Source organism: Latilactobacillus curvatus JCM 1096 = DSM 20019 (assembly GCF_004101845.1).
GTDB classification, from domain to species: domain Bacteria; phylum Bacillota; class Bacilli; order Lactobacillales; family Lactobacillaceae; genus Latilactobacillus; species Latilactobacillus curvatus.
Genome location: NZ_CP026116.1, coordinates 1,519,864 through 1,533,708 on the forward strand (window position 1 = coordinate 1,519,864; position 13,845 = coordinate 1,533,708).

11 protein-coding genes are annotated in these 13,845 nt (G+C 42.0%); 4 read left to right on the forward strand and 7 right to left on the reverse strand.

Going from position 1 to position 13,845, the window contains the following annotated elements; all coding sequences use genetic code 11:
- Positions 1–98 precede the first annotated feature (98 nt).
- The 6 genes from gyrA to dnaA form a co-directional block, all read right to left on the reverse strand.
- On the reverse strand, positions 99–2,684 hold the full coding sequence (gyrA, locus tag LCU_RS07960) for a DNA gyrase subunit A (protein ID WP_039098084.1): 2,586 nt from the start codon (positions 2,682–2,684) through the stop codon (positions 99–101).
- Positions 2,685–2,742: 58 nt separating this feature from the next.
- The gene (gene gyrB / locus LCU_RS07965) at positions 2,743–4,704 is read right to left on the reverse strand and encodes a DNA topoisomerase (ATP-hydrolyzing) subunit B (RefSeq protein ID WP_039098095.1); all 1,962 of its coding nucleotides are present in this window, start codon (positions 4,702–4,704) and stop codon (positions 2,743–2,745) included.
- Positions 4,705–4,749: 45 nt separating this feature from the next.
- Positions 4,750–5,883, reverse strand: coding sequence for a DNA replication/repair protein RecF (gene recF, locus LCU_RS07970; RefSeq protein WP_039098085.1), 1,134 nt, complete (start codon positions 5,881–5,883; stop codon positions 4,750–4,752).
- Positions 5,884–5,889: 6 nt separating this feature from the next.
- Entirely contained in the window at positions 5,890–6,117 is a 228-nt protein-coding gene (gene yaaA, locus LCU_RS07975; protein WP_054644314.1) for a S4 domain-containing protein YaaA, read from the reverse strand.
- 238 nt (positions 6,118–6,355) lie between these two features.
- Positions 6,356–7,495, reverse strand: a complete 1,140-nt coding sequence (gene dnaN / locus LCU_RS07980; protein ID WP_039098087.1) for a DNA polymerase III subunit beta — start codon at positions 7,493–7,495, stop codon at positions 6,356–6,358.
- A 180-nt stretch (positions 7,496–7,675) separates the two neighbouring features.
- A complete protein-coding gene (dnaA, locus tag LCU_RS07985) occupies positions 7,676–9,022 on the reverse strand; it encodes a chromosomal replication initiator protein DnaA (protein WP_004265858.1) in 1,347 nt (448 codons plus the stop codon).
- Between the two features lie 571 nt (positions 9,023–9,593).
- Here dnaA and rpmH point away from each other — a divergent pair.
- The 3 genes from rpmH (at position 9,594) to yidC (ending at position 11,009) form a co-directional block, all read left to right on the forward strand.
- Positions 9,594–9,734, forward strand: coding sequence for a 50S ribosomal protein L34 (gene rpmH, locus LCU_RS07990; protein WP_004265830.1), 141 nt, complete (start codon positions 9,594–9,596; stop codon positions 9,732–9,734).
- A 65-nt stretch (positions 9,735–9,799) separates the two neighbouring features.
- Positions 9,800–10,162 carry a ribonuclease P protein component gene (gene rnpA / locus LCU_RS07995; protein WP_004265793.1) on the forward strand — a complete coding sequence of 121 codons (363 nt, stop codon included), beginning with the start codon at positions 9,800–9,802 and terminating at the stop codon, positions 10,160–10,162.
- Positions 10,163–10,229: 67 nt separating this feature from the next.
- The gene (gene yidC, locus LCU_RS08000; RefSeq protein WP_052202651.1) at positions 10,230–11,009 is read left to right on the forward strand and encodes a membrane protein insertase YidC; all 780 of its coding nucleotides are present in this window, start codon (positions 10,230–10,232) and stop codon (positions 11,007–11,009) included.
- Positions 11,010–11,519: 510 nt separating this feature from the next.
- Here the strand turns inward: yidC and LCU_RS08005 are convergent.
- Positions 11,520–11,873, reverse strand: a complete 354-nt coding sequence (locus LCU_RS08005) for a hypothetical protein (protein ID WP_244924702.1) — start codon at positions 11,871–11,873, stop codon at positions 11,520–11,522.
- A gap of 151 nt (positions 11,874–12,024) precedes the next feature.
- Here LCU_RS08005 and LCU_RS08010 point away from each other — a divergent pair, with 151 nt between their 5' ends.
- The gene (locus LCU_RS08010; RefSeq protein WP_039098091.1) at positions 12,025–13,818 is read left to right on the forward strand and encodes a M3 family oligoendopeptidase; all 1,794 of its coding nucleotides are present in this window, start codon (positions 12,025–12,027) and stop codon (positions 13,816–13,818) included.
- Positions 13,819–13,845: the final 27 nt, after the last annotated feature.

Below are 13,845 nucleotides of genomic sequence, written 5' to 3' on the forward strand. Positions count from 1 at the left end.
AAATACAATCTAAAATAAAAATCGTTGCTGCTAACACGCTTGGTAACAGTTGTTACAAGTGTATTTACGCAGAAACGATTTTTATTTTTTTAATTTAATTAATTTTCTGAATCTTGATCATCTGATGCCGATTGATCGGCTTCAGCCCGCGCGAGTAATTCATCGACTTGTGCTAAGCCAGTATCAGTAGTGTCATCAGTTGGTGCTATTGGTGCCGTCGTTGCTTCTGGTGTTTCAGGTTCATCTGGTTCAGCTTCGACTTTCGCCATTGTTGCGACCTTCGCTTCGTCATCCACCCGGATTAAACGCACACCAAGTGTGGCCCGGCCAGTTTGTGAAACGTTAGCGACCTTGAAACGAATCAAGACGCCAGTATCAGTGATTAAGAGAATATCCTCTTCTCCAGTGACGGCAGCAATCCCAGCTAATGGGCCGTTCTTTTCAGTAATGTTGGCAGTCTTAATCCCTTTACCACCACGACCCTTGATTGGGTAATCTGCAACCGGTGTCCGTTTGCCGTACCCTTTTTCAGAGATAACAAGGATTTCTTGACCCGGAATCAGTAAGTCAGAGCCAACCACATAGTCGCCTTCACGTAACCGAATCCCACGCACACCAGCAGCGGTTCTCCCCATCGAACGGACAGCTGTCTCACTAAATGACACAGCATAACCATTATGGGTCCCGATAAAGATATTTTGTTGCCCATCAGTCATCAAGACGTTACTTAATTCATCCTCTTCCCGCAAGGTCAATGCTTTCAACCCATTGCTACGGATATTGGCGAATTCAGAAACGGATGTCCGTTTGACCGTCCCTAAGCGGGTAATAAAGAAGAGTGATTGTTCGTCTTGCACTTCTTTACCAACATTAACCACGGTCTGAACGCGTTCATCAGAATTAATGCCTAATAAGTTAATGATTGGAATTCCCTTAGCAGTCCGCCCATATTCTGGAATTTCATACCCTTTGGCACGGTAAACTTTCCCAGTATTGGTGAAGAATAAGAGCACTTCATGAGTCGAAGTCGAAAGCAAGTGTTCGATGAAGTCGTCATCATGGACGCCCATCCCTTGAATCCCACGACCACCACGATTTTGAACTTTGAATTCGCTGGCTGGTAATCGTTTAATGTAGCCGTTATGCGTTAATGCAATCACAACGTCTTCTTCTTCGATTAAGTCTTCGTCTTCAAGACTAAGCACTTCACCCACCAATAATTCTGTCCGGCGTTTGTCACCGAATTTACTTTGGAGTTCAAGCAATTCATCGTAGATAATCTTCTTAATGCGTTCTGGTTTGGCTAAAATATCTTTCAAATCAGCAATTAAAGTCATCAAATTATTGTATTCATTTTCGACTTTATCACGTTCCAAACCGGTTAATCGAACTAAACGCATATCCAAGATGGCTTGCGCTTGTTTATCCGATAAATCATAACGATCCATCAACAAGACCTTAGCGGCATCACCTGTATTCGAACCACGAATGATCTGAATAATCGCATCGATATGGTCTAAAGCAATGCGTAACCCAGCTAAAATGTGCGCCCGCGCTTCGGCCTTCTTCAAATCAAATTCAGTCCGCCGACGAATGACTTCTTCTTGGTGCACTAAGTAGTGTTCCAAGATTGATTTCAAACTCAAGACTTTAGGGGCACCATTCACGATGGCCACCATATTAAATGAGAATGAGGTTTGTAATGGTGTCAATTTGTACAGGTTATTCAAGACAACTGAAGCACTCATATCCCGACGCACATCGATTACGATGCGCATCCCATCACGATCAGATTCATCGTTTAAATCGGTAATCCCTTCAAGCCGTTTGTCACGGGCTAATTCAGCAATCCGTTCGACCAACTTGGCCTTATTAACCATGTATGGAATTTCAGTGACAATAATCCGTTCTTTGCCGTTCTTTTGGACCTCAACGTCCACTTTAGCGCGAAGGGTGATTGTCCCTTTACCAGATTCATACGCATGGCGAATACCAGATTTACCCATCACTAACCCACCAGTTGGAAAATCAGGGCCAGGTAAGGCATCCATCAAATCAGCGGTTGTCGCATCTGGATTATCCATCAAGATGTGTAATGCGCTAATCACTTCGGCTAAATTATGTGGTGGAATATTGGTTGTCATCCCAACGGCAATCCCAGTCGCCCCGTTGACGAGTAGGTTCGGGAAACGGGCTGGTAAAACAGCGGGTTCGCGTTCTGACTCATCATAATTCGGTACATAATCAATTGTATTCTTATTGATATCACGTAACATTTCGACAGCCATCTTGCTCATCCGAGCTTCGGTGTACCGCATTGCGGCAGCACCATCACCATCGACAGAGCCGAAATTCCCATGACCATCCACTAACATGTAACGATAACTAAAATCTTGTGCCATCCGCACCATTGCTTCATAAATCGCTGAATCACCATGTGGATGGTACTTCCCCATAACATCCCCAACAATTCTGGCAGATTTCTTGTAAGGCTTTTCGGGAGTGACCCCTAATTCATTCATTCCGTATAAAATTCGACGTTGAACAGGTTTTAACCCATCACGAACGTCTGGTAAGGCACGCGCAACAATGACACTCATTGCATATTCCAGGAATGATTTACGCATTGTCTTAGATAAATTGACGTTTTCAATCCGACCGTCTTGGCCAATTTCGTTTGCCATTAATCTATAAACCCCTCTCAGTCAGTCTTTCAATGTGTCCGTTTAAGCGGCGAACACGCTATGCATCGATGCTCTTTGGATCCATGTAAACGGCATTTTCTTCAATGAAAATCCGACGAGGTTCAACCCGATCGCCCATTAACATTTCAAAAATTTGATCCGCTTCTTCGGCATCTTCAACGTTAACCCGCAACATGCGCCGGTTTTCAGGATCCATGGTTGTTTCCCATAATTGGCTAGCATCCATTTCCCCTAACCCTTTGTAACGTTGCACTTCAGGTTTAGGACTTGGTTGGAGCGTCCCTAACACTTCTTGTAATTCTTCATCAGAATCAATATAGCGCATCATCTTCCCTTGTTTAACACGGTACAAAGGTGGTTGTGCGATATACACGTAACCCGCTTCGACGATTGGTCGCATGTAACGGTAGAACAACGTTAAAAGCAACGTCCGAATATGCGCACCATCGACATCGGCATCGGTCATGATGATCAACTTATGATAACGGGCTTTAGCCACATCGAATTCTTGGCCAAAACCAGTGCCCATTGCTGTAAATAAGGTCCGGATTTCATCATTCGCCAAAATTTTTTCCATGCTAGCTTTTTCAACATTCAGGATTTTCCCCCGAATTGGCAAGATGGCTTGCGTTAAACGTGAACGGCCTGATTTTGCTGAACCCCCAGCGGAATCCCCTTCGACGATGAATAATTCTGAAATAGCAGGATCTTTACTACTATTATCGGCCAACTTACCTGGCAAGTTTGAGATTTCAAGACCGTTCTTCTTCCGTGTCACTTCACGAGCGCGTTTAGCAGCTAACCGGGCTTTGGCAGCCAATGAGCCTTTGTCGACAATTTGGCGGGCAATCGATGGGTTTTCCATCAAGAACTTCGTGAAATGATCAGAGAACATCCGATCAGTCACCGTCCGTGCGTCGGCATTGCCTAATTTCGTCTTCGTTTGACCTTCAAATTGAGGATCCGGATGTTTAACCGAGACAACCGCTGTTAAGCCTTCACGCACATCTTCCCCAGAAAGGTTCGTGTCGTTGGCTTTTAAGATGTTTTGCTTGGTTGCGTAGTCATTAATAACCCGCGTGAGCGCCGTCTTAAAGCCAGATTCATGAGTCCCACCTTCGTAGGTATGAATGTTATTGGCAAAGGTCATCAAGTTCGTCCGATAATCATTCGTATATTGCAAAGCAACTTCCACGGTAATCCCGTTTTGTTCACCTTCAACATAGATTGGTTCGTCTAAAAGGGTCTCTTTTTTGTCGTCTAAATATTCAACGTAACTCTTAATCCCACCTTCATAGTGGAATTCAAGTTTTTCATGTGTTTCAGCCCGTTTGTCGGTGAACGTTAACTTCAAGCCTTTGTTTAAGAAGGCCAATTCCCGAATCCGCGTTGTTAAAATTTTATCATCATACACCGTTGTTTCAGTAAAGATATCAGCATCAGGGACAAAATGAACTTTCGTACCATGTTCATGGGCTGGTGCGTCACCAATCATCTTCATTGGCGTTTGCACTTTCCCCCGCTTGAAATCGATGTAGTAGCGTTTACCGCCTTGAGTAACAACCGCATCTAATTCCGTTGACAAGGCATTAACGACCGAAGCCCCAACACCATGCAACCCACCAGATACTTTGTATCCGCCGCCGCCGAATTTTCCACCGGCATGCAAGATTGTAAAGACGGTTTCGAGCGCAGACTTACCAGTCTTAGCTTGAATCCCAACTGGAATCCCACGCCCATCATCTGTAACTGTAATACTATTATCGGGTTCAACAACCACGTTGATTTCTGTTGCAAAACCAGCGAGTGCTTCATCAATCCCATTATCAATAATTTCCCAAACCAAATGATGCAACCCTTGGGAACTCGTTGTCCCAATGTACATCCCTGGTCGTTTACGAACGGCTTCTAGGCCTTCTAACACCTGAATTTGACTGGCATCATAAGATTTAGCGCGTTCTTCTTTTGCTTCCATTTGTGCTTCTGTCTCTTGATTCATTTGATCATCTGCCAAGAAAAAAACCTCCGTTTGATCGTTTTTTGACTAATTTGCTGCTGCATCGGCCACTGTCACGGTGCCGTTTGTCACGGTAAACACCCGTGGCGCACTAATAATTTCTTTTTTGACATTTTCAAGACTAGTTGTCGTTAAGAACGTCTGCACCTTATTCTGGAACGTTTTCAATAAGTGTGTTTGGCGTAAATCGTCAAGCTCGGACAACACATCGTCCAGTAATAGGACGGGATATTCACCGGTTTGTTCCTTCATTAGGTCAATTTCCGCCAATTTAACACTTAACGCGGTTGTGCGCTGTTGGCCTTGAGAGCCAAACGATTGCACGTCCTTACCGTTAACCAAAAATAACACGTCGTCGCGGTGCGGGCCAACCAATGTCGTGCCCTGTTCGACTTCCCGTGTTTGGTGCGACTCGTATAGGGTTTGAAACTGTTGGTATAAACCTTCGGCATCAAGTACCAACTGCTCATCTGGAATCTGACTTTGGTATTTAAACGTCAAAACTTCCCGCTCTTTGGTAATCTCTTGATGCAACTTCTGCGCCCACTTCTCCATCTGTTGCAGAAATTCACGGCGAGCAACCGTGACTTCCGCGCCATAAGCGGCTAACTGGTCGGACAATACGCCTAAATACACTAAATCTTTAGCTTGACGTCGTTGTAGTTGCTTCAAATACTGATTCCGCTGTTTCAAAATCGACTTGTATTGCGAAATGTTATACAGGTACTTCGCACTCATTTGACCGAATTCCATATCGATAAAGCGTCGTCGGACAGCTGGCGAGCCTTTCACGATATTCAAATCCTCCGGTGCAAACAAGACGACATTCAATTGACCGATATATTGGGATAACTTAGCCTGTTCTAAATGATTGACCTTCGCTTTTTTACCTTTTTGACTGACCACCAATTCTAATGGTGTGTGGCCAGTTTGCCGTTGTACCAAGCCGGTAATCTTTGCGAATTCGCCATCCCATTGTATCAGTTCACGATCATTATTCGTCCGATGCGAACGAGCCAAAGCCAACACATAGATGGCTTCTAGCAAGTTCGTTTTGCCCTGCGCATTTTCACCAATCAAGACATTGATATCTGGCGAGAAATGGACGTCCACTTGCTCGTAATTCCGATAATGATCAAGTTGGAGTTCACTTAAATACATAGTCGCCTACAATCTTTCTTGTTGTTTAATGACAAACTGGCCGTTATCGGGCACCTCAACGACGTCTTCCAGATATAACTTCCGGCCGCGACGATCATCAGGTTCTCCGTTCACTAAAACCGTTGTTTCTTTTAAAAACCATTTTGCTTGCCCACCTGTTTCAATCACACCGGCCTCTTTAAGGAGTTGCCCGAGTGTCACAAACTCAGCTTCAAGTTTAATTTCTTGTGCCATACTCAACCCACCATTCTTAACGATATTAATTACTGCGCTAATACCGATCTGTTATACCTTACAATTATAGACTTTTTTTGCCTTAAAAACAAATAAACACAGCTAAAATGCTTTCTGAGCGTTTTTAAGTGCTTTAACCTTATCCTACTTGTTTTATCCGAAATCGCTGTAAACGAATTTATTTTAATTTTAGCGCAAAAAAAAACGCCCCATTTTTAAATGCGGCGTTTTTTGATTATTAAAATGTCCGAACTGGTGTGATTAATTGAATGTAGTGTTCTTGATCTTCACTTGGGACCAATGTAAATGGCCGTAAAGCTGCCGTAAAGTTAATCACGATGGTTGTTTGACCAAATGAACGTAAAGCATCCTTCATATAATCTGGGTTAAATGAAATTTCGAGATCTTCGCCCGTTAGGTTTTCAAATTGAAGGGCTTCTTCAACATTCCCAACGTCCGGTGAGTTCCCGTAGATGATTGCCGTGTTGTCCGTTGTATTCAATGTCAACCGGACAACATTGTTCCGACTTTCATGAGACAACAATGATGCCCGTTCAATCGCAGCTAATAAGACCGGTGCATTGAATTCGATTTGTGTACTTGAAGAAGTTGGAATTAAACGTGCTGTGTCAGGGTAATTTCCTTCTAACAACCGAGAATAAAAGGCTAAGTTACCGGCTTTAAAGAGCACTTGGTTTTCAGCAATCCGAATTTCAACGGTTTCAACTTCGTCTGCTAACGTTCTTGAAAGTTCAATTAAACTCTTCCCAGGAATAATGACATCGTAGTTCCCATCACTTGGTACTGAAACGGTTAATTTTCGTTGTGCAAGTCGATGACTGTCCGTTGCGACGGCTAACATTTCGCCATCTTTTAAAACCAAATGAACCCCCGTTAAGATTGGGCGACTTTCTTGGTTAGAAACAGCGATGACGGTTTGATGAATTAATTGTTTAAGCACATCAGTACTGATACTGAACGGATTTTGTCCCGCAATTTCAGGTAGATGTGGATAACTATTAGCATCTAAGCCATTAATTGTAAATTCTGATTTACCTGAACGAATGGTTGTTTGGAAGTTGTCACCAACAGCAATCGTCATTTGATCTTCAGGTAATTTTTTAACGATTTCACTAAAGAAGCGGGCTGGTAAAACAATGGCACCTGCTTCTTCAACGACTAATTGATTCTTTTCATCATTACTAGCAAGGGTTGCTTCAATTGAAATATCAGCATCACTACCGGTTAAGGTTAAGCCTTCTTGCGAAAGCACTAATTTAAGCCCCGTCAAAATAGGAATCGTTGTTTTAGCTGAAATGGCACGTTGAACATCATTAAGGGTTTTGATGAACACGTTGCGGTTAATTGAGAATTTCATGGATGTTAAACCTCCGAAGGAAAATAGATATATATATTATAAAAGAATTTTAAGTAATAGTAGTAGGGCCTGTGGAACCTGTGGATAACATAGAAAAGCAAAAGAGTGTCTAGTTTTCCACTTGTGGATAAGTTGAGAACAACTCTTAGGATAACTTTAGCGTTTATCCACAGCCTATATTTAGCCTTTTAAGGTATTCTTCAAATCTAAGATGGCATCTTTTAGATTTTGATCACTCGTTAAAGCTTGGCTAATTCGTTCATGAGCGTGCATAACTGTTGTATGATCTTTACCGCCAAATTCTTGTCCAATTTTGGGAAGAGAACTGTCGGTCATTTCGCGGGCCAAGTACATAGCGATTTGCCGTGGGAGCACAATTTCTTTAACGCGCTTGCGCCCTTTTAAATCAGTGATTGAAAGGCTGTAGTACTTAGCGACTACGGATTGAATCTTAGCAATTGAAAGTTGACTCGACTTCCCATTGAGTTTCAAGCCTTTAAGGGCATCGGCGGCAAGACTAGTTGTAATTTCAGCATTTTGCATGGTTGCATAAGCTTGAACCCGAACCAGTGAACCTTCAAGTTCACGGACGTTGGAATCAATTTGACCAGCGATGTAGCTCAAAGTATCTTCTGGGATTTCGAGGCGTTCTGTGTCGGCTTTGTTCCGTAAAATAGCAATTCGAGTTTCCAGATCAGGCGGCGTAATGTCGACGGACAAGCCCCATTTAAACCGTGAAACTAAGCGTTCTTGGAGCTTAGGAATTTCATTAGGTAAACGATCAGATGTTAAGACAATTTGCTTTTTATCATTGTAGAGATCATTGAAGGTATGGAAAAACTCTTCCTGAGTCCCTTCTTTATCCGCAAAAAATTGAATATCATCGACCAATAATAAATCAACGTTTCGGTATTCTTGGCGGAATTTTTCTTGATTCTTCGTTTGAATCGAATTGATGAAGTCGTTGGCAAAAGCTTCACTCGTCACATACTTGACGTTCGTGTCAGGTTTAGAGAGTAACAGCTGGTGACCGATAGCTTGCATCAAATGGGTTTTACCTAAACCAACTCCACCGTATAAAAAAAGTGGATTATATAAAACACCGGGTTCTTCTGAAACAACGAGTGCTGCAGCGTGGGCCATCTGATTGCCTTTCCCAGTCACAAACGTGTCGAACGTGTATTTACTATTTAAATGCGTTTCACGTAAAAAGGTTGGGGTTTCAGCTTTGGTGAGGCTGCGTTCTTCAGCTGGTTTTTCAGCTTGAAGCTGCTCGGCTTCGGTAGGTAACAGAAAAATAGGGGTCAATTCAATCTCTGCGAATTCGTAGGCCCCTTCAACGACCTTAGTGGCCAAGTTACTTTCCCAATACTCTTTGTGTAAAGGAGAAGGCACTTCGATCAGTATTTCATTGGCTCTAAAAGCAAGCGGTTTGGCGGTTTTAATCCAAGCATTAAAACCGACGGGTGTTAAATCATTTTGGAATTCTTCCCGCAAATAGTTCCAAAGTTCCTGAAGATCAGGCATGTAGCGTGTCCTCCTCACGTAAAATAACCACTTTATTGAAAAAAAGTTCAATAAAGAAAGACTATCTACATTCTAGCATTCTAAAAAAAAGTTTTCCACAACAAGAACAAAATCCACAGGAATGAATTAAAAAGTTATCCACTTGAACACACGACCGGGGATAACTTTTAGTGGGGACTGTGGAAAACAGAAAACAACAAACGATTATCGCACTTATCCACAAAAAAGTGTGTGTATCTGATGCTTGCTATTAAAAGGTTTTATCAATTTGTGCACAGCTTGAAAATAGCTTGTGGATAACATAGTAACACCCTGTGATTTTCTGGATAAATCAGCAAGTAATCTGTGCGTGACAAAAATCGGACGATTCGGTATAATCAGTTATCCACAAGAAAGCCAATGAATTATTTTTTGTGGATAAGAATATTTATTCTGTTTTTTTATGGAAAGTGTTTTAACTTCTATAGAAATATGCTATTATATTTTAGTGAATGTCGTAGGTGGTATTTATCACCCGTTGTTTCTCAGATATGAAAACAATAGACACAGTCAATTAGGAGGTGCCAGTATAATGACTACAAAGAGAACTTTCCAACCAAAGAAACGCCATAAAGAACGTGTTCATGGTTTCATGAAACGTATGAATACTAAGAACGGTCGCAAGGTACTTGCAAGACGCCGTGCTAAAGGCAGAAAAGTATTATCTGCATAGGCCACTGATGCTTCAGTGGTTTTTTTATTATCCTCAATTAATTAAATGAAATGCCGGAGTGAATTATGAGAAAGTCGTACCGCGTCAAAAAAGAACAGGATTTCCAAACGGTTTTTGAAGCAGGTCATTCAGTTGCCAACCGCAATTTTGTGGTTTATCAATTAGAAAAACCTGGTCAAAAGCATTTTCGGGTGGGCCTGTCCGTAGGTAAAAAAGTGGGTAACGCAGTGATGCGTAATCAGGTTAAACGTTACATTCGCCAGAGCTTGTTGGAGTTGAAGCCAGAGTTACCACAGACTGTCGACTTTTTAGTGATCGCAAGACGTGGCGCTAACCAACTAACAATGGCGGAAACCAAACAGAATTTAATGCACGTCTTAAAACTAGCAAAGCTATTAAAGGAAGAAGCAGATTCTGCTTCTGAATAAGTGAGGGATTACAGTGAGTTCAAAAAATCGCAAACGGCTATTATTAGTGGCCAGTCTATTCTTGTTCATGCTAATCGCAGCGGGGTGTAGTACATCACCAGTTGATAGTAGCAGTACTGGCTTCTGGGATCATTATGTTATTTATAACTTTTCCCGCTTTATTTTATGGTTAGCAGACATCTTTGGTGGCAGTTATGGTTGGGCAATTGTGGCCTTCACCATCATCATTCGGGTGATTATCTTGCCATTAACTTGGTGGCAAAGTAAGAGCATGCTCAAACAACAAGAAGTTGCACCAGAAATTCAAGCACTTCAAAAGAAATATGCTTCTAAAGATGCTGAGACACAACAGAAGTTACGCGAAGAAACGCAAAAGCTATATGCTGAAGCGGGCGTCAATCCAGTTGTGGGCTGTTTACCACTAGTGGTTCAAATGCCAGTGTTGATTGCCTTGTACCAAGCAATCTATCGAACAGCTGCTTTAAAGAGTGGGACGTTCTTATGGATGCAACTTGGGAAAGCTGATCCTTACTTTATTATGGCTATCTTGGCTGCGATCTTTACATTTGCAACATCGTATCTAACAATGATGTCGCAACCCACGAAGAATGCTGCGTCATCCGCAATGTTGTGGGTGATGCCAATCATGATTTTTGTGATGGCCATGAACATCGCGTCTGCTGTTTCAATTTACTGGGTGGTAACGAACGCCTTTTCAGTGGGTCAAACAATGGTGATTCAAAATCCATTTAAGATTCGCCGCGAACGCGAAGCCAAGGAAAAAGAAAAGCGTGATCGTGAAAAAGCACTTGCTAAAGCACGTAAGAAAGCAACTAAGAAACGTTAATTTCCAAAATTAAAAGACCAATCATAATGAATTTTCATTATGATTGGTCTTTTTTAGAATAGGTAATAGGCAGCAAGTACAAGAGGAATTGCGATAGCGCAGACGACACAAACGGCACCAATAAGTAACCCGCTTTTATGGCGGTTAATCGTTGTTTTTCTCAGCAAGAATCGGGATCCAAAAAATAACAGAATGGTAAAAGGATGAGGGGAACATTCTGAGCCACCCCTTCGACAGGTGGAAAGGTTAGCATTAAATAATTTAATAGCAAATAAAGGAGTGTTGTTAATATAAAAAGAAATAGTTTCAATGGCTAATCCTCCATAGCGCTAGATTAAAAAATAGAAATTCAGATAGATAAATTGTTAAAATTGGTTTTAAACCGTTTTCTTAATTTTATAGTAGCATCATGATTGGTAATAATCGATAACTAATTTCAAGACTAATAATCATTCAAAAATCTTTAAGAATAAAAAAATCGTAACCGATTTGGTTACGATTTTTTGCTGTTTAATAGTCTAATTGTTTCAAATGAAGGAGGAAGTGCTGATCATCAATCGGTTCTAGATGATAAAGCACTAGAATTTTACGCGTTAACTTTGGTTCAATCGGTGCAGCATCGTCAAACATATGGAAGTGATCGAAAAAGGCTGTATTGACTTGCTCGATTAACGTTAAAATGCCGGTACTCCCTAAATCGAACCCAAGATGGTCGGTGTCTGATAATTGACTCGCCTTAATATGGGTTAAGTATTGGATCAGTTCGGGTCCCATTGCCATAATTTTATCGGGCACTTGGGTCGTTTTTAACAGTGTTTTTAAATCTGCGATTGTATTAGCGGGTACTTGTTCAATCGTCATCATAAACATCGCCTTTCTAGCAGCTATGTATCTGCTTACATTCCTAATTTAACAGATATTATCAAAATGTCTAGTGGATCTGGTTGAATTAATCGCGCTTTGCGCGAAATTTCGCTATAATAAGTGCAATCGTTTAAAAGTGGAGGACAAAGAGATGACCTATTCAGAACAATGGGATTTAGAACCGATTTTTGCCGGGGGGATTGATTCACCAGCGTTGACGCAACGATTGGCGGATTTGACTGCACAAATGACGCCCTTATTAGAAGCGGTCCAGAACTGGACGTTTGCGACAGATCAGCCAACATTTGCAACGCTAACGCAAATCACTGAACAGTTACAAGCGATTGAAGCGGGTCTCAAGCAAACGGGGAGTTTCGTGAATATGATTCAATCAACGGATGAACGCAATCCGCAAGTTGCACCGATGATGGGGCGGATTAATGCGCTTGAAAATGATGCGAATCAGATTGATGTCGCACTCACAAAAAAATTGGTCGCAATGTCAGACGCAGATTTTAAAACCGTTGTATCGACACCTGCCTTACAAGCGATTCAGTTTAATCTAACCGAAAAACGGACGAATGGTGCTGAACTTTTGGATGAAGCGACGGAAAAACTAATTAACCAGTTCGCGTTAGATGGTTTAACTGGATGGAGTGATCATTACGACTCATTGGTTGCTGAAATTCAAGTCCCCGATGGTGAGACGACTTTATCGGCGGGACAAGCGCAGAATAAATTTGAATCTGATCCAGATCCCAAGGTACGCCAACGCGTCTTTCAAAATTGGTACCAGACTTGGGATCGGTATTCACCATTATTAACGGATACGTTAAATCATTTGGCTGGCTTCCGCCTAACGGATTATCAAGCACATGGCACAACGGACTTTTTGAAAAAGCCATTGGCAACGAGTCGCATGCAACCCGCAACGTTAGAAGCGATGTGGTCGATCGTTAGTCAAAATAAAGCGCCGCTTGTCGATTTTCTAAATCGGAAGGCAGCGTTAATGGGCAAAGAACAGCTTGCTTGGTATGATACCTGGGCACCAGTGGTTGTAGGTGATTTTCAACCGCAGCGTTATTCTTATGATGAAGCAGCGGATTTTATCATGCAGAACTTTAAAGCGTTCAGTCCCAAGATGGCTTCGGTGGCACAAACCGCGTTTGAAAAGCGTTGGATTGAAGCTGAAGATCGGCCAGGCAAACAACCAGGTGGTTATATGACTGATTTACCTGAAACGGATGATTTTCGGATTTTTATGACATTTGATGGCACCCCCAATGGTGTTGCAACTTTGGCACATGAATTAGGGCATGGGTTCCATACAATGATGATTAATGATTTACCAAGTTGGCGACAAGACTATGCGATGAACGTCGCGGAAACAGCTTCCACTTTTGCTGAACTAATCGTCAGCGATGCGACTGTTAAAGCAGCGCAAAGCCCAGCAGCGAAGATTAATTTATTGGATCAGAAAATTACTAACGCAATTGATATGTTTATGAATATTCACGCACGGTTTTTATTCGAGCGACATTTTTATACAGCGCGCCAAAATGGCCTGCAAACAACAGCTGATTTAAAAGCACTCATGCTAGCCGCTCAAAAAGAAGCCTATGCGGATGCGTTGACTGATTATGATCCGCTATTCTGGGCGGACAAACAGCATTTCTTCTTCGATGACGTGCCGTTTTATAACTTCCCTTATACGTTTGGCTATCTTTTTTCGATGGGGATTTATGCCAAGGCACAGACAATGCCTGATTTTGAAGCGGACTATATCGCACTATTACGTGATACGGCCAATATGTCGACTGAAGCATTAGCGCAAAAACATCTTGGGGTTGATTTAACCCAACCGGATTTCTGGCAAGCTGCCGCGGATAGCATCGCTAAAGATGTACAACAATTCCTAGCTTTGACGGCGGACTATCTCAGATAATGACATGCTATTTTTAAATTGGTATAT